Source organism: Bordetella sp. (assembly GCF_057362025.1).
Genome location: NZ_JBMQQZ010000042.1, coordinates 1 through 16,237, shown reverse-complemented (window position 1 = coordinate 16,237; position 16,237 = coordinate 1). Strand labels below are relative to the sequence as shown.

The following is a 16,237-nucleotide window of genomic DNA, read 5'->3' as shown; positions in this document are numbered from 1 at the left end:
AGAACGATTGGATGGGCCATCGTTGGGCAGGCTCGCCCTTTTTCCAGGCCTCCACCCGGAGCTCATTACGGTTAGCGAAGGAAGTGCTGCCCAGCAGTTTGATCGCGGCGATCATCTGGTTGAATGCGTCGGCAGCTTGATATTGCGCCCGACGTACGTATCCGATGTGTATCGAATTGCCGCTGCGGCGTTTACTTGCCCCCGGGTTGAAAAACGATATTCTTGAATGCGGTCCGGTAAAGCGCGTTCTGCTGTTCTGCGGTTGGGGCGACTGACGACATGCCCACGAGCAGGCCGAACTGTCCTTGGGACAAGCGGTTGACCAGGACGGCATCCATGTTTTGCTGGCCTGCCAGCGTTTGCCATTGACCCTGGCTGGCATCGTAATATTCGACCTTCAACGTTCCATGCCCTTCCGCATATAGCCCGATCCGCCAACGCGACCAAGACTTGCCCGGCCAGGTTGCCGGCATGGCCAGGCCCGCGTAGAGCTGGCCGAAGGCTGGCGTACCCGTGTGCATATCCGCTGCCAACGGGTTGGCGAAGTTCAACGACTGAATCACACCGCCGGCTTGCAGGTTCCATACCACGGCATACGCCTTGGCGTCCGCCCGGCTGCTGCCCGCCGGGATATTGGCCGGCATGTACTGCGGCTTTCCGACGTAGGCGCAGCTTAATTGCACGGCGACATAGTCGTAGCCGTTCTGGTCATAGGTGTAGGGCTGGGCCGTGGGGTTGATCCGGAGGCACACCGTCAGGTCGGGACAGGGATCGCAGAACAGATCCAGCTCGACGGCGCCGAATTTCACATCCGCCGGTACGGTATTGAATATTGCGAGCGACTGCCCGCCCACCCCTTTCTTGGCCAGCGTCACGGCCGTGTAGGCTTTCTCTCCACCGATATCGGCGACTTTCCAGGCGCTTTGGACCGAGGCGGAATCCTTGAACAGCAAGCCTGGCTGGCTCGTCGTGGCATCGATCCATGTGCCATACGGCGATAGTCCGGGGGTCCATTGCAACGCGGGCGGCGCGGCCTCCAGCGGCGGCGTCTCGATGGGCGGCGTCATGGCTGGCAATGCCAACCCTTTGTATCCTTGTTCGATCGCTTTCCATTCCTGCTGCGCGAACCATTCATGCGTGGCCGCCGAATAGTGCACGTCGTCAGGGCCGAAAATCCCGAAGTTCGGTGCGACATTCGTGTAGTGCGGCGCTTGCCGGGGATCCAATATTGTCCGGTATTCGGGAGCCGCAGCGATGATCGACGCGGTGGCCTGCTCCAGCTGTTTCGTGTACGGGTAGACCAGGGACAGCGGATAAAAGAAGCGCCAGGGAATCTGGCTCGATGCCAAGGCGTCGTTGACGCCCTCGATAATGCGGGTGAAGTTCATCTCCGCCGCGTTGGCGGATGCAAGTTCCGTTGCCTCCGTCTCCCATTGATTCCAATGGACCGCGAGGATGCGCGGCCTCTTCCCCATGGCGCGCAATGAATCCATGGCAATCCTCAACGTGCGCAAGGCTCTGGGGTAAAGCGACTCGACATCCGTATTGCTGCGGTCCGGCGACCAGCGGTCGCCTATCGGATTGCCCAGATACATCCCCTGGGATCCCCACCCCATCAACACGACATACAGATCCGGCAGGCCGAGCGTGTTGCCGCTGGAGACGTGGTCTTGCCACAGCCGGGCCAATCGGTTGGCCGCGTTGACCGGATGGGGCTGGTTGCCCAACCCCGATCCGACAGGCGTGCCGATATTCGAATCGCCAAGCGTCGTCAGTCCGGTCCACGATATCGTCGTGAAGCTCGTGTTGTATAGCGCGGCTTGCGAAAGCGTGTGGACGTTGCGCAAGCCTGTGGTGATTTGCTCATTCGCCGGCAGCAGGGTGTTGTGCCCATAACTGTTGGATTGGCCGAGCAAAATGAACACCGGGGCATCGTCGGATTCCCAGGGCACACTGTCGGCAATCGAGGGCGTGTGCGGCCGCGGTACTGTCGGTGCGTTCATGGTGCTGCGCGCCTCCTGCGTGCGTTGCATGGATTATCGCGATGGCGTCTCGCGGGCTGGCTGAGTCGGGAAAACGGGCGACTTGATGGTAGCAATGCGGGGGGGCGCCGGGATGTCAATGCTTCTTGACCAAACGTGTCCGCCCGGTTCCCGATAGGGTCGATAGCGCAGGAGCTTGCACCCGTGCTGGGACGCGTACCCGTGGCGTGTCCCGTTGATTCGGACGCGAAGGCGGGCACTGCCGCCTCAAACGGCAAAACAGACGTCCTCGTCAATCCCGGTTTCAATAGAGTACGCATCGCGTACCGTGGGAATTCCTAGAATGCCAGGAACCGACCCACGCAAGCCCGAATAAAGACGCTCGCGGCGGCTTTATCCACGCTACGAGAGCGTCCGGCCGCGGACGGAATGTCGATATCGTGGATAAGACTTCAATGGAACGGAAATGGCCAAATTCGTATATGTGCTTGGCGTACAGAAGATCCACCGCTATTCCGTCAAGGACGACGGCTCACTGTCTCCCCTGGGAAGCATCCCGGCCGACGGATACGCTCTGGCACCTTGCAATAATTCGAAGTTTCCGCAGGGAGACAATTATCTGTTTACCGCGGGCAGCGATTCCGTGACGGGTGTTCAAGGTATAGACGTTTATCACGTCGAGAAGGATGGATCGCTGAACCAGGTAGTCGACCATTACACCAAGGGACTGGAGCAGCAGCAGGGCGCGGTAAGCACTGCATTCGCCGCGATGCAGTGGCCAGGAACAGCGGCTTACTTTGCCTATATAGGCGCTGACACGATGGGGCCGTCCCCGGCCGAATCCATCGAGATTCTGGGATACAGATTTACCCCACCCGGCAATATGGACTATATGGGGCACGCGACATCCAACCTGCCTTCTTTTATAGAAGGCCCGATCGACGCGCTACAAAGCGTATCCGGCATCGGGAAGGACGGCACCCAGACCGCACCGCGCTTATATGCCGTGTACGGCGACGTCGAAGGCAAGACCACGTATGCCGCTTCCTTTTTATCTTCCGCCTTCGGCAAATTGAGCTACGACGACAGCGGCAAGCTTGCCATCGTGGGCGGAATTTTTCTTGCGGTATGCCCCAACCAGAAATTCTTGTACGTCGGGTATATGTCGGGTAGCGAAGATGGAGAACCCACGGGGAATGGGGGCGAGGTGTTCGGTTTCAGGATAGATGGGGGCGAGTTCGTGCCCATCGGCAATACGGGATTATCCGACGAGCTAATGGCGATCGTGGCAAGCCCGGATGGAAAATATCTGATCGCGGGAACCGGAAGGGGGGAACTGCTGGCGTTCTCCATTGGGCCGGATGGCCGCTTGGAAAAACCGGGTACCCCGGCAACCGGGGCCCACGCATCGACCCGCCCCGCGCGCAAAACCGGCGGTGGTATGGCCGGACTTGTCGTCGATCCGCAAAGCCAGTACGTCTATTTTGCTTTAGGGTCCAATGTTTTCGTTCGCAAGATCGAAGCGGATGGAAATCTGTCTCCCATACCCGGCGTCGATGTCGGAGAGGACCTGGGCGACATCGCGATTTTCGAAGTGTAGCCGCGCAAAGGCCGGCCGCCGCGTCACGGTGCCGGCGTGAAAGCCACAACGGCCCTGCCGTGGTCCACATAGATGCGGTAGTCGCGCGACGCCACCACGGCGGGGTCGCGCGGCTCGCCGGCCGGCGGCGACATTTCATGTCTGGTGTCGACGCCGAAGTGCCGCATTTCCTCGTAGGCCCATCCCCAACCTTGCGTCAGGTACACCGGGACCAGCGTGCCGATCAGCGGGTACTTGTGCATGGTGTGCAGGACCAGTACGGCATGGCCCAGGCTGCCTTGCAGGACGTATTCCGAGATGCCCTGCTGCGCGGCTATCCGGCCAAGATCGTCGGATAGCCGTGCGGCGACCCGGTTCTCGAATTCCTTTTGCTGCTTCAGCGAACCGCCGTAGACGAAGCAGAAGGTCAGCAAGGCGTAGACGGGCACGGTCAGGACGACGACCTGCCACGAGGATTTCATGTGCGTGGTTTCCAGCGCGGTCCAGGCGAACAGCAATCCCACCGCGCCCAGCGCGCCGAAGCCGATCATGACGCGAGGCGCGTAGACCGGAAATTCGAGTACCAGCATGGGGCCCCATGGCGCGATCAGCAGGGCAGGCGGAAGCAGGACGATGCCGGCCACCATTGCTGCGCGCGTGGCGGACGATGCGCCGCGCCAGTTAAGCACCAGGTAACGTACGCTCCAGCAGAGCGCGGCGACTACGCCGATGGCGATGAATGCGAACAGGGGCTTGGCCCATAGGCCGGGAAGCTGGTCCACCGCGTAGCGCCAGAAGGCACCGAGGTTGCGCTGGAAGGTGGCGACGCAGGTGTTGAAGGAAGCGATGGCACCATGCGCAAGGGCATAATGACCTTTGACGGTTTTCGCGATGACGGCTTTGTAGGCCAGCAGGGCGGCGAGAAACTGGCCGGCCCGTATGGCCAGGGTGCACAGCAGTTGCCGCATGGGCTGTCGATCGCGCTGGCCGAGTACGAATTCAGCGATGACGAGGACGAGGAAGACGTTCAGCGCGGGCTGGTAAAGGCAGAGGGTAGCCAGCAAGGCGACGGCCCCGAGGGCGCCGCGCCATCCCGTCCTGGGTATGGCGGTAACCGCCATGCAGGATAGGGCGGTGGCCAGCGTCATGGGCAGGACGTCGAATTTGTAGGAGAGGTTTTCCAGGAAGAAGGGGTTGGCGACGAGGGGCGCCATGATGAGGGGCGCGCGCCAGGTGCCGGGAATGTTGAACTTCCTGCTCGCGGTGACGGCGAGGTAGGCAAGCAGCATCAGGGCGAGCAGCTGGGGCAGGGGGGATAGGTCGGAGATGGGGGCGCCGAGGTTCATGGTCTCGACGACGAGGTTCGATAGCGGCCTGCCATCCGATGTCCATCCCAGATAACCGGTGCGGGCCCGGCCGAGGTCGTCGATGTAGAAGCGATCGGCGTGGATGATGGGCCACATTACCAGGGCGTACAGGAGCATCGCGGCGATGAAGATGTTCTTGCGGGATGCCGGGGGTGGGGCGGGGGGCAGCATATAAGAATCGGGGACTGGCTTTCGGCGACATGTCATGGAAGGGCAATATTGGAGCACCTTGGCCGTTTAGTTCTCGTCAAGTTTGTTTGAGGCGGATGGTTTTTTTTGGGTGGTTTATCTCGTTTTGTTGCTCATGCCGTGCGCTGACGGTTGATGTCCGCGGGTATTTTGCTGATGCCGTCCGTCGGGGGTGGTGCCTGTCGGGGCCAGCCCGGAGGAGCCGGTCCGGCGCCTTCGCGCCGGACTCCCGCTTCGTCATCTTCGTACGGCGGCCGAAGTGGCGGTGGGGTTCTTGCGGATTTTTTGCCCGGCCGCCCTCCCTACAGATTCCCTCGCGCGGCTCCAACGGGCTGGCCCCGACAGGCACCACCCCCGCCGGACTCCGGTCTGCCTTATTCACTGTCCGCTGGGGCGATCTGGGTTCTTGCGCTTCGTGGGCGGTGGATGCTGCCGCTGGAAGATTTTGCATTGCACGTCGCATCGAGGCCGCCCAGCGCGGCCCCGCTGCGCCTACGCGGTGGTTCAATGCGGCGGGCTGCATGCGAATGGCGGCGATCGTGGGATGCGACGTGCTTGGATGCCACGGACACCCCTCAGCCCTGGCAGTCCCGTACGCGTTCGGGGCCAATGTCGCGGCTCACTGACCATCTCGGCTCGTTCGTCATCTCGCCCAAGGCCACCTGCTGGCGTACGCACGCAACGGCATCCACTCCAGATGCCAGACCTTCGCACGAAAGCACCCGCGGCATGGCGCATTGTGTAGGCGATCGCTGGCCGCGCTGGGCGGCCAGCGATCGACGTGCGCGGCAAAATCTTCCTACGGCAGCATTCACCATCCACGAAGCGCAAGAACGCAGCCCGTCGCAGCGACCGTAATTAAGGCAAACCGGAGTCCGGCGGGGGTGGTGCCTGTCAGGGCCAGCCCGATGGAGCCGCGCGAGGGAATCTGTAGGGAGGTCGGCCGGGCAAAAAACCCGCAAGATAACCACCGCCGCTTCGGCCGCCGGACGAAGATGACAACGCGGGAGTCCGGCGCGAAGGCGCCGGACCGGCTCCTCCGGGCTGGCCCTGACAGGCACCGCCCCCGCCGGACGGCATCAGCAAGACACCCGCGGACAGCAACCGTCAGCGCACGGCATGAGCAAAAGACCTGCCGACAGCAGCCATCAACGGGCGGAATGGGAAGGAGAGCAGCTGCGGGAGCGAGCAAGAAACCGCATCGGCATCTCCTCGCCACGCCCCCGGCAGCATCACGAAGGCCCCGCCTACTTCCCCCCCGGCCAGATCGGCTTCGCAATCGCCAGGTTCTCCGGATATACCGTCACGGGCACGCCGTTCTGCCACTGGATAATCGTCAGCGACGCCCCCAGCCGATGCCCGGCCTCGTCGAACTTCAACTCCCCGCCGGGAAAATACGGCGTAGGCCCTTCGTTCAGATTCCGCATCGCTTGTGCCACCGCCTCGCGGTCCGCCTTGCCCGCCTTTTCCAGCGCCGCCTTCATGATCCACATATCGCCGTAGGTCGAAATGGCGTTCTGCGTCATCCACGGTTCCTTGTATTCCGTCTTCATCCGCTGGATCAACGCCTCCTGCCCCTTCGCGCCCCAGTTTGCCACCGCCGACATCACCCCATTCAGCAACTGCGGGCTCACCGTATTCAGCACGTCCGGCTCCGCGATCGCGATCCCGAAGGAAATCACCGGTATCCGCACATTGGTCTCGTTCATCTTCTCCAGTATCAGCTTCGCATCCGAAATTACCGTCGGCAGGAAGAACACCAGATCCGGCCGCCGCGACCGCACCCGCTGGATCAGCGAAGAGGCATCCGACAACGGCGGCGTGAACGTCTCGTCCACCACGAGTTCCAGATGGTTCTTCTGCAGCAGCCCTTCCTTCATCGCCTTCACCGAAGACAGCGATGCTGCCGTGTTATCGGTCAGGATCGCCACCGTCTTCGGCCGCTTGCCCGATGCTTTCTCGGCCAGCTCCAGAATGATCGGCAAGGCGATCTCGGCCTGGCGGCCCGCTGTCGCCGATGTCTGGAAAATGTACTTGAAGCCCCGCGCCGTAATCTGGTCGGAATACGACAGCGTCAGCATGGGCAGCTTCGCGCGTTCCGTCACCTCCGTCACGGCCAACGTGAAAGAACTCAGGTACGCGCCGGTGCCCGCCACCAGATCGGGGTAATCCGCCACCATGCGTTGCGCGGCGCTCTTGGCTTTCTCCGTCGAATCGCCGGAGTCCACCACCACCAGCTTGAGCGGCGCGCCGCCCAGCGATTTGATGCCGCCCTGGGCGTTGATATCCTTCACCGCCATCTCCGCGCCCATGCGCATCACCTGCCCCGGGCGGGCATAGAGGCCGGACATCGGCGCGATCAGTCCCACGCTGACGGGCGCCGGATCGGCCGCCCGCGCGGGCGCCGGCGTGCCGGCCGACAGCAAAAGGCCGCACAGGGCCGCCGCGCCCAGCGGGCGCGCGATCTTCAAGGTCTTCATCGTCTCCTCCTGTTGGCCCTGTCAGCGGGCCTATCCAAGTGTGCTTCGAACCGCGGGCGGATGCCCAGGCGCCTGGCCGGCGCGCGGACGTCCGTTCACATGCCCAGGTACGCGCGGCGGATGCGGTCGTCCGCCCGCAGGGTCTCGTGCGTGCCGGCCAATGCCACGCGTCCGGTCTCCAGCACGTAGGCGTGGTCGGCGAACTGCAGCGCTTCGGCCACGCGCTGTTCCACCAGCAGTATCGTCAGTCGCGCCTCGCGGCGGATATCGATCAGACGCTCGAAGATGAAATCGGCGATGGCCGGGGACAGGCCCATCGAGGGTTCATCGAGCATCAGAAGACGCGGAGACGAAGCCAGGCCGCGCCCGATGGCCAGCATTTGCTGCTCGCCGCCGGACAGCGTGCCCGCCAGTTGCCGCGCGCGCTGCGGCAGTACCGGGAACCACTCGTAGATGCGCGCCAGGTTGCGCCGCCAATCGCGCCGTCCGGCCGCCGTATAGGCACCCATTTCCAGGTTCTCCTGGACGGTCATCGAGGCGAAGACCTGGCGGCCTTCCGGCACGTGGGCGATGCCCAGGTGCGGCCGCTGCGCCGGCGCGACCGTCAGCAGGTCCTTGCCGTCGAAACGGATGGTGCCGGACATCGCCGCCACCGTGCCGGAGACGGTCTTGAACAGCGTGCTCTTGCCCGCGCCGTTCGGGCCGACGATGGAGACGAATTCGCCGGCATCGACCTGGATGGAGACGTCATGCAGCACGGGCAGCGCGGAGTAGCCGGCGACGAGGTTCCGTATCTCAAGCATCCTTGGCGCTCCACTTCTTGCCCAGGTAGGCTTCGACGACACGGCTGTCGCGGGTGATGGAGGCGGGATCGCCCACCACCAGGACCTCGCCGTGATCCAGCACCACGAATTGGTCGACCAGGCGCACCATGGCTTGCATGGTGTGTTCGATGATGACAATGGTCATGCCGTCGCGCGATAGCGAGCGGATCACCGACAGCACGTCGTCGACTTCGCCATGGCCCAGGCCGGCCAGCGTCTCGTCCAGCAGCAGCAGGTCGGGCTGTCCGGCCAGCGCCCGCGCCAGCTCCATCAGCCGCAGCTGGCGCGTGGTCAGGGTCGAGGCAACCTGGTGCGCGCAATCGGACAGGCCGACGCGGGCCACCGCCTGATGCGCCAGTTCGCGGGCGTGGGTCTCGCTGTCGGCCTTGACGTAGGCGCCCACTTGCACGTTCTGCAGCACCGTCAGCCGCATGAAGGGGCGCATCACCTGGAAGGTACGGCCCATGCCGGCGGCGCAAAGCACATGCGGTTTGCGTCCGGCCATATCGACGCCGTTGACCAGCACCATGCCGGTATCGGGCCGCAGGAAGCCGTTGAGCAGGTTGAACAGCGTCGTCTTGCCCGCGCCGTTGGGACCGATGATGCCCAGTATCATGCCGCGCCGCACGCTGAAGCTGACGTCGCGCACGGCCTGCAGGCCGCCGAAGCGGCGCGAGACGTTGCGCACTTCCAGGATGGGCACCGCGCCGCTTGCCGCCGATGCCGCGCTGCCGCGCGTGTCCGGGCCCACGGCGCGGCCCGGCGCCTGCGTGGCCGACGCGATGGTGGCCGCGGCCTCGGATGCCGGCATGGTTTCGAAGGCCATGGGAACGAAGGCGGCGGCGCCGTCGGCCATGCCGCGCAGCGTGGAGGCCATGGCATGGCCGCCGGCCGCTTCCGTCAGCGCGTCGGCGTGCGCGGGTGGGGCCGTCATGGCAGCGGCGCGGTTACCCGGCCGGGCAAGCGGACCCCGCGCGCCGGCGGCGGCCGTGCCGAAGTCCGCGCCGTCAGGGGCCTGGCTGGCCGGCGCGGTCGGCAGCGTGGCGGATCTCGCGGCCGGCGCGCGGCGGCGCAGGCTGTCGCGTATCTTCCAGTAGACGCCTTCCGGCGCGGCCAGGATGACCGCGATGATGGCGATGCCCAGGATCACGCCCTGTATGCCGGGATATCGCGCCCCCAGTTCGGCGTGCAGGATTTCTCCCAGCGGTACCAGAATGGCTGCGCCGATGATGGGGCCCCATACGGTGCCCACGCCGCCGAACATTGCCACGGTCAGCGCCTGAGCCGACACCAGCATGCCGAACACCGATACCGGCGTTACCACCAGCAGTACGACGGCGTAGAAGGCACCGGTGGCGCCGGCGATGGCACCGCTCAGCGCGATGGCTTTCAGCTTCCAGCGCAGGGTGTCGATGCCCGCGGCTTCGGCCGCTGCCTCGTTCTGCTTGATTGCGATCAGCGCCATGCCGAAGCGCGTGCGTTCCACATACCGCGTCAATGCCACGAACAGCACCAGCATGATCATCGCTACCACGGTGTAGACGCCGGGGTTGGAGAATTGCATGTAGGCGGCCGCGTTCTCCCGCTTCATGGGGAAGGTGACCTCCTGGTAGCCCAGCCATTCGAAGACGTAGAGCAGCGCCAGCGGATAGGCCAGCATGGCCAGCGCGAAGTAATGTCCGCGCAGCCGAAAGGTCGGCAGGCCGACGAGCAGGCCGGCGGTCGCGCCGATGGCGGCCGATACGGGAATCATCAGCCACGGCGTCAGGTTCAGGTAGATCTGGCCGAGCACCGCGGCGTAGGCGCCCAAGCCGAAGAACGCGGCGTGGCCGAAGGACACCAGACCGGTGTAGCCGCTGAGCATGTTCCAGGACAGGCCGAAGCAGGCCCACACCAGCACCAGCGTGAAGATCAGCTGGTGATACGAGTTCTGCACCATCAGCGCGATCGCGGGATAGGCGATCGCCAGCGCGCACAACAGCAGGAGATGGCGGCGCCCGTTCATGTCCGCTCCGACAGGCGGCCGAACAGGCCTTGCGGGCGCAGGGTCACGATCAGCAGGAAGAAGACGAAGATGGCGGCGTTCTGCAGCTGCGTGGGCAGCACCAGCGCCGACAGCTGCTGCACCAGGCCGATGACCATGCCGCCCCAGAAGGCGCCGGAGATACTGCCCATGCCGCCCAGCACTACCCCGGCATACATGATGATGACGAATTCCAGGCCGACGAAGGGATGGAAGGGGAAGTTGGTGGCGAGCAGCCCGCCGGACAGCGCGGTCACGCAGGTGCCCAGCGCGAAGGCGATGCGATAGGCGCGATTGACGTCGATGCCCATGTAGGATGCGGCGACCGGGTTGTCCGCCGCCGCGCGCAGCGATTTGCCCAGGCGCGTGCGATTGACCAGGGCGATCAGCAGCAGGATGGTGGCGACCGAAATCACGGCGGCGATGCCGCGCCCCTTGTTGACGAAGATGCTGACGAAGTCGCCCCACAGCGGGCCGATCTCCCAGGCGCTGCTCGATACCGAGGTCCGTATGGAAACCAGCTGCGGACCGAAGACCATCATGCCGCCGTTCTGCAGGATCAGCGCGATGCCCAGCGTCAGGATCAGCTGCGCGTAATGTCCCTCGCCCTCCAGCGCGGCGGTCCTGCCGCCGGTGACGCGCGAGATCAACAGGCGATGCGCGAGATAGCCGACGGCGAACATAACCGGTACGGTCAGCAGGATGGACAGATAGGCGCCCAGCGGGGAACCGGCCAGTACGTGCGAACCCAGGGCGATGAAGAAGAAGTAGGCGACGTACATGCCGAGCATCATGAAGTCGCCCTGCGCGAAGTTGATGACCCGCATGATCCCGAAGATCATGGCCAGGCCGACGCACATCAGTCCATACAGCGCGCCCACCAGCACGCCGGCCGCCAGGGCCTGGAGGAAGGCCTCCAGCTGTATCTGCAGTTCCGTCATCGCGTCTCCTTGGAGCAACGCGTTGTTATGGATGTCTCCACGTTCTTATCGTGGCGTCGAAGTCCCGCAACTTCGTCGTGCCGCGGCGACCCGTGCGCAGTAGCGTCGCGCGCCGCGTGGCCGTCAATATCCGCTTATCGTGAGTGCTCCATCGACCTTCAGGGTGACGCCGGCCACGGTAGTGCTTTCGTCACAGGCCAGGAAAACCGCGGCCGCCGCGATGTCGTCGCCGGCGGGCAGGCGCTTGAGCGGCGTTTTCTGGCGCCGCGTTTCCCAGCCTTGCGCATCGATGACGGAGCTGGCGCCCGGCGTGACGACCGGGCCCGGGGCCAGGGCATTGACGCGTATGCCGTGGGCGCCCAGTTCGACGGCCTGCTGCCGTGTCAGGGTGTCCAGCGCGCCCTTGATCGCGCTGTAGACGGCGGCGTTCCGGATGGCGACGGATACCGCCACGGAGGAAAGGTTGATGACCGCGCCGCCGCCGCGCGCGATGAGGTGCGGCGTGGCGGCCTGAAGGCTCCACAGCACGCCTTTGAGGCCGACGTCGATCATCTTGTCGACGATGGCTTCCGGCATGTCGGTCAAGGGCGCGTAGTGGAAGTACGCCGCGTTGTTGACCAGTATGTCCAGCCCCTTCATGCGCTGGGCGTATCCGCCGATGGCGCCGAGGACGGCGGCACGGTCGGCCACGTCGCAGACCAGCGCTTCCGCGCCCGGGGTGCCGGCCACGGCCTGGTCCAGCAGGTCGGCATTGTTATCCAGCATGCCGACGTGGGCGCCCTCGCGCGCATAGGCCTGCGCGATTGCCTTGCCGAGTCCCCCTGCCGCGCCCGTGACGATCGCAACCTTGCCTTGAAGTCTGGCCATTGTCCGCTCCGTTGCCCTCGATGCTGCCAGGCGTATCGTTATCGTATTAGAGAATGATTGTATTATTGCATTCTCGGCTTTACAACGGCTTCGGGGCTGGGGTTTATCAGGAGACGGCTTTCTTGGCGGCTGCGGGTGCTACCCGCGCGACTTACGCGCAGGCAAGCCGCGGGGGACGGGGCGCCGTCGCGGGGTATGTCGGGGGCGGATGGATTGCGTGAGCGCCGTCGTCGACAACGGGCCGCGGCCGGGACTGCTGCCGGCAGCGACCGGCCGGGTCCCGGGGTGGGGTTCAGGAGGCGGCGGCGGATTCTTCTTCCGCGGCCTCGTTGGCCTGGCGCAGGATTTCGATCGCCACCTTGGCGGCGTTGCGCACGTGCAGGCTGCCGGCGCGGCGGGCGGCCTTGCCGTCGCGGGCGGCGACCGCATCGATGACGTCGGAGAGTTCGGCCAGGCTCTTGCGGGAGCGGCCCGGCGCCTGCATCGACGTGGACCGCAGCAGCATGACGCGCGAATTCAGCAGGCGCAGGGTGGTGGTCAGGGCTTCGTTGCCCGCGCCGTCCAGCAGCTGCTGGTAGAAGAAATTCTTGGCGGTGAGGCGTTCCAGCGCGGTGCCGTGGGTCATCGCGCGCTTCAGCGCCTGGAAGGCGTCCTGCAGCGCCTTGCGCTGGGCGTCGCTGGCATGTTCGGCGAAAAGCTGGCAGGCCAGCCCTTCGAGTTCCTCGCGTACCTGGTAGATGCCTTCGGCCTGTTCCGGGGACAGGCGGTCGACCACCGGGCCGCGATGCGGAATGACGTGGATCAGGCCTTCGGATTCCAGCTGGCGCAGCGCTTCGCGTACCAGGGTGCGGCTGACGCCGGTCATTTCGCAGAGTTCGCGTTCGGGCAGCCGCTCGCCCGGCCGGAATCTGCCGACCAGGATGGCGTTGCGTATGCTTTCGGTAACGCTGTGCCGCAGGACGGAAGCGGCACGCGGCACTTTGAAATCGCCCTCGGGCGCGGCAACGGCATTCATGCGTATGGTTCGGAAAGTGGCTGGCCGGATAACGGCAATGGGGGGGATTTTAACTGCTCCCAAGCCGTTGGGTGCCGGATCGCAATATCGTCGCGCATGGTGTTGCGTGGATGCCTAACGCATCACGAAGGGATTCGGGACGTCGCCGCCGGTGCTGATCCAGACGCTTTTCTCCTGCAGGTACTCGCGAATGGCCGACAGCCCGCTTTCGCGGCCGATGCCGGATCGCTTGTAGCCGCCGAAGGGCGACAGGTAGCTGGTGGCGCGGTAGGTATTGACCCACACCGTGCCCGCCTCCAGGCGGCGCGAAAGATTCAGCGCGCGGCCCATGTCGCGCGTCCACAGGCCGGCCGCCAGGCCGTAGCGGGTATCGTTGGCGATGCCGATGGCCTCGTCGTCGGTGTCGAATGGAATGACGCACAGGACCGGCCCGAAGACTTCTTCCTGGGCGATGCGCATGTCCGGCCTGACGTCGCAGAAGATGGTCGGCTCCACGAACCAGCCGCGCCCGCATTCGGGGCGGCTGCCCGGGGTGCCGCCCAGGACGCAGCGCGCGCCGCCGGCCCGGGCGACTTCGATGTAGTCCAGGATTTTTGCCAATTGCGGCTGCGTGGTGACCGGTCCGATCTGCGTTTCGGGCAGGGACGGATCGCCCATGCGGGCGGCGCGGGCGTACGCGACCAGCTTGTCGACGAAAGCGTCGTGGATGTCGCGATGGACCAGGGCGCGCGAGCCGGCGATGCAGGTTTGCCCGGTCGCGGCGAAGATCCCCGATACGGTCCCTTTGACGGCGTTGTCCAGGTCGGCGTCGGCGCAGACGATATTGGCCGATTTGCCGCCCAGCTCCAGCGTGACGGGCTTGATGCCGCGCGCGGCCATTTCGTACACGTGCTGGCCGGTCTGGTCGCCGCCGGTGAAGGCGACCTTGGCCACATGCGGATGGGTGACCAGGGCTTCGCCGATGTCGCTGCCCAGGCCGCTGACGATGTTGACGACGCCGGGTGGAAAGCCGGCTTCCTCGAAGAGGCGGCCGAAGGCCAGCGCCGATACGGTGGAATGCTCCGAAGGCTTCCATACGACCGTATTGCCCGCGGCCAGCGCCGGCGCGAGCTTCCAGGTGGCCAGCAGCAGGGGGGAATTCCACGGCGTGATGGCGGCCACCACGCCCAGCGGCTCGTCGCGCGTGAAGTTGAAGCAGTCCGGCTTGTCGATGGGGATGACGCGGCCTTCGATTTTGTCGGCCAGGCCGCCGAAGTAGTAATACCACTGCGGCATGTAGCGCAGCTGGCCGCGCATTTCGGAGATCAGTTTGCCGTTGTCGCGGGTTTCGATGGCGGCCAGCGCGTCGGCGTCGCGCGCCACCAGGTCGCCCAGGCGGCGCAGCAGCGCGCCGCGCGCCGTGGGCGTGAGATCGCGCCAGGTCGGGTCGAGAAAGGCGCTGCGGGCCGCCTGCACGGCGCGGTCGACGTCTTCGACGCCGGCCCTGGGCACGCGTGCCCAGGGTTCGCCGGTATAGGGGTTGAAGGAATCGATCCATCGGCCGTCCTGGGCATTTACCCATCGGCCATCGCAAAGCATTTGGAAATCCTGCATGGTTGCTCCTTATCGATTCATGCCGAAGGCCGCGCGCGGCCTTCGGCGTTACTGGACGGCCAGGCGGTTATCGCGCACCACGCCGCCCCATTTGCCGGCTTCGGCCTGGATATAGTCGGCGGCCTGCGCGGGCGGGCTGAGAATGGCGGCGATGCCGTTGCGGTCCATGAACTCGACGAGCGCGGGCTGCTGCATGGCGCGCCTGCTGGCGTCGTAAAGCGTGCGGATGCGGTCCGCGGGCGTGCCCGCCGGGGCGGCCAGCACGAACCAGTTGGCCGCGTCGAAGCCGGGCAGGACTTCGGCCACCGTGGGGGCATTGCCCGCGGCGGCCAGGCGCTGCTGGCCCGTGGTGGCGATCAGCTTGAGCCGGCCGGACTGCACGAACGGCAGCGAGGACGCGGGGTTGTCGAACATGACGTCGACCTGGCCGCTGATCAGGTCCGGAAAGGCCGGTCCCGCGCCCTTGTACGGCACGCTGGTCCACTTGACGCCGGCCACGCTGCCCATGAGTTCCCCCGCCAGGAAATGGATGCCGCTGTTGCCGGGCGCCGCGAAATTGACCGAGCCGGCCTTGGCGCGCGCCATCGCGATCATCTCCTGCACGGTTGACGCCTTGAAATGGGTGGACGCCACCAGGACGAGCGGATTGGAGGCCAGGATGGTGACCGGCGCGAAATCCTTGCGGACGTCGTAAGGCAGGTCGCGATAGAAGGCCGGCGTGATGGCATAGGCGGCGGAGCTCATCACCACCGTGTAGCCGTCCGGTTCCGCGCGCGCGACTTCGGCCATGCCGATCTGGCCATTGGTGCTGGGCTTGTTCTCGACGATCACGCTCTGGCCCAGGATCTGGCTGAGCACGCGCGCCAGCGGGCGGGCCAGGGCATCCACGCCGCCGCCGGCGCCGAAGGGGACCACCATGCGAATGGGCCGTTCGGGATAGTCCGCCATGGCCGCGGCGCCGTACAGCAGCAGGCCGCAGAGCGCGGCGAGCATCGCAACAAGCTTTCTCATGTTGTCTCCGGTGTATTGTTATGATTGTATGACTGTATCATCGAGCATGAGCGGCCTCGGCTAGTAATAACCCTAGCGTGTCGGACGCGTCGGACGCCGGGGCGGAATGCCGTTCGGCAGGGCGCGGGCGAAAGCCCCCGGCCTTCCCGCGATACGCATTCGCGGCGCGTGTCGGCATTTACTATATGATTGCCGGATTGTATGATCGAACATATCGCGCGGGGCCCGGTGCCGTTGCGCGGGGCATGCGGCAGCGGCACCGGGCCGCGCCGATCGAAAAGGAACCAGCGATGGCAAACGACGAGCTCTTCCAGAAAGGCTTCCAGAACCGCAAGGACGTACTGGGCGCCGCCCATGTCGAAAAAT

11 protein-coding genes are annotated in these 16,237 nt (G+C 65.1%); 1 reads left to right on the top strand and 10 read right to left on the bottom strand.

Annotation, left to right across the window (positions count from 1 at the left end; translation table 11 throughout):
• Positions 1 to 191: 191 nt before the first annotated feature.
• Positions 192 to 2,033, bottom strand: coding sequence for a hypothetical protein (locus ACO1P8_RS09335; protein ID WP_486295611.1), 1,842 nt, complete (start codon positions 2,031 to 2,033; stop codon positions 192 to 194).
• A 415-nt stretch (positions 2,034 to 2,448) separates the two neighbouring features.
• On the opposite strand from ACO1P8_RS09335, the gene ACO1P8_RS09330 reads away from it, so the two are divergent.
• Complete coding sequence (locus ACO1P8_RS09330) at positions 2,449 to 3,582, top strand: lactonase family protein (protein WP_486295610.1); 1,134 nt, start codon at positions 2,449 to 2,451, stop codon at positions 3,580 to 3,582.
• Positions 3,583 to 3,605: 23 nt separating this feature from the next.
• Here ACO1P8_RS09330 and ACO1P8_RS09325 read toward each other — a convergent pair whose 3' ends face one another.
• The 9 genes from ACO1P8_RS09325 to ACO1P8_RS09285 form a co-directional block, all read right to left on the bottom strand.
• Complete coding sequence (locus ACO1P8_RS09325; RefSeq protein WP_486295609.1) at positions 3,606 to 5,099, bottom strand: glucosyltransferase domain-containing protein; 1,494 nt, start codon at positions 5,097 to 5,099, stop codon at positions 3,606 to 3,608.
• 1,265 nt (positions 5,100 to 6,364) lie between these two features.
• Positions 6,365 to 7,597: an ABC transporter substrate-binding protein gene (locus ACO1P8_RS09320; protein WP_486295608.1), complete on the bottom strand. Its 1,233-nt coding sequence runs from the start codon at positions 7,595 to 7,597 to the stop codon at positions 6,365 to 6,367.
• A gap of 95 nt (positions 7,598 to 7,692) precedes the next feature.
• The gene (locus ACO1P8_RS09315; protein ID WP_486295607.1) at positions 7,693 to 8,400 is read right to left on the bottom strand and encodes an ABC transporter ATP-binding protein; all 708 of its coding nucleotides are present in this window, start codon (positions 8,398 to 8,400) and stop codon (positions 7,693 to 7,695) included.
• Positions 8,393 to 10,426: a branched-chain amino acid ABC transporter ATP-binding protein/permease gene (locus ACO1P8_RS09310; RefSeq protein ID WP_486295606.1), complete on the bottom strand. Its 2,034-nt coding sequence runs from the start codon at positions 10,424 to 10,426 to the stop codon at positions 8,393 to 8,395. The genes ACO1P8_RS09315 and ACO1P8_RS09310 overlap by 8 nt, the downstream gene beginning before the upstream one ends.
• Positions 10,423 to 11,385 (bottom strand): branched-chain amino acid ABC transporter permease, encoded by a 963-nt coding sequence (locus tag ACO1P8_RS09305; RefSeq protein ID WP_486295605.1) that lies wholly within the window; start codon positions 11,383 to 11,385, stop codon positions 10,423 to 10,425. The genes ACO1P8_RS09310 and ACO1P8_RS09305 overlap by 4 nt, the downstream gene beginning before the upstream one ends.
• A gap of 123 nt (positions 11,386 to 11,508) precedes the next feature.
• Complete coding sequence (locus tag ACO1P8_RS09300) at positions 11,509 to 12,252, bottom strand: SDR family NAD(P)-dependent oxidoreductase (RefSeq protein ID WP_486295604.1); 744 nt, start codon at positions 12,250 to 12,252, stop codon at positions 11,509 to 11,511.
• Between the two features lie 292 nt (positions 12,253 to 12,544).
• Positions 12,545 to 13,267: a GntR family transcriptional regulator gene (locus ACO1P8_RS09295; RefSeq protein ID WP_486295603.1), complete on the bottom strand. Its 723-nt coding sequence runs from the start codon at positions 13,265 to 13,267 to the stop codon at positions 12,545 to 12,547.
• A 114-nt stretch (positions 13,268 to 13,381) separates the two neighbouring features.
• Positions 13,382 to 14,860 carry an aldehyde dehydrogenase gene (locus ACO1P8_RS09290; RefSeq protein ID WP_486295602.1) on the bottom strand — a complete coding sequence of 493 codons (1,479 nt, stop codon included), beginning with the start codon at positions 14,858 to 14,860 and terminating at the stop codon, positions 13,382 to 13,384.
• Positions 14,861 to 14,908: 48 nt separating this feature from the next.
• A complete protein-coding gene (locus tag ACO1P8_RS09285; RefSeq protein WP_486295601.1) occupies positions 14,909 to 15,871 on the bottom strand; it encodes a Bug family tripartite tricarboxylate transporter substrate binding protein in 963 nt (320 codons plus the stop codon).
• Positions 15,872 to 16,237: the final 366 nt, after the last annotated feature.

What these genes read in the sequence shown, in the direction of transcription:
- ACO1P8_RS09295 (WP_486295603.1), bottom strand. Translation starts at nt 13,267, where the DNA reads ATGAATGCCGTTGCCGCGCCCGAGGGCGATTTCAAAGTGCCGCGTGCC.
- ACO1P8_RS09310 (WP_486295606.1), bottom strand. Translation starts at nt 10,426, where the DNA reads ATGAACGGGCGCCGCCATCTCCTGCTGTTGTGCGCGCTGGCGATCGCC.
- ACO1P8_RS09325 (WP_486295609.1), bottom strand. Translation starts at nt 5,099, where the DNA reads ATGCTGCCCCCCGCCCCACCCCCGGCATCCCGCAAGAACATCTTCATC.
- ACO1P8_RS09300 (WP_486295604.1), bottom strand. Translation starts at nt 12,252, where the DNA reads ATGGCCAGACTTCAAGGCAAGGTTGCGATCGTCACGGGCGCGGCAGGG.
- ACO1P8_RS09315 (WP_486295607.1), bottom strand. Translation starts at nt 8,400, where the DNA reads ATGCTTGAGATACGGAACCTCGTCGCCGGCTACTCCGCGCTGCCCGTG.
- ACO1P8_RS09285 (WP_486295601.1), bottom strand. Translation starts at nt 15,871, where the DNA reads ATGAGAAAGCTTGTTGCGATGCTCGCCGCGCTCTGCGGCCTGCTGCTG.
- ACO1P8_RS09335 (WP_486295611.1), bottom strand. Translation starts at nt 2,033, where the DNA reads ATGCAACGCACGCAGGAGGCGCGCAGCACCATGAACGCACCGACAGTA.
- ACO1P8_RS09290 (WP_486295602.1), bottom strand. Translation starts at nt 14,860, where the DNA reads ATGCAGGATTTCCAAATGCTTTGCGATGGCCGATGGGTAAATGCCCAG.
- ACO1P8_RS09305 (WP_486295605.1), bottom strand. Translation starts at nt 11,385, where the DNA reads ATGACGGAACTGCAGATACAGCTGGAGGCCTTCCTCCAGGCCCTGGCG.
- ACO1P8_RS09330 (WP_486295610.1), top strand. Translation starts at nt 2,449, where the DNA reads ATGGCCAAATTCGTATATGTGCTTGGCGTACAGAAGATCCACCGCTAT.
- ACO1P8_RS09320 (WP_486295608.1), bottom strand. Translation starts at nt 7,597, where the DNA reads ATGAAGACCTTGAAGATCGCGCGCCCGCTGGGCGCGGCGGCCCTGTGC.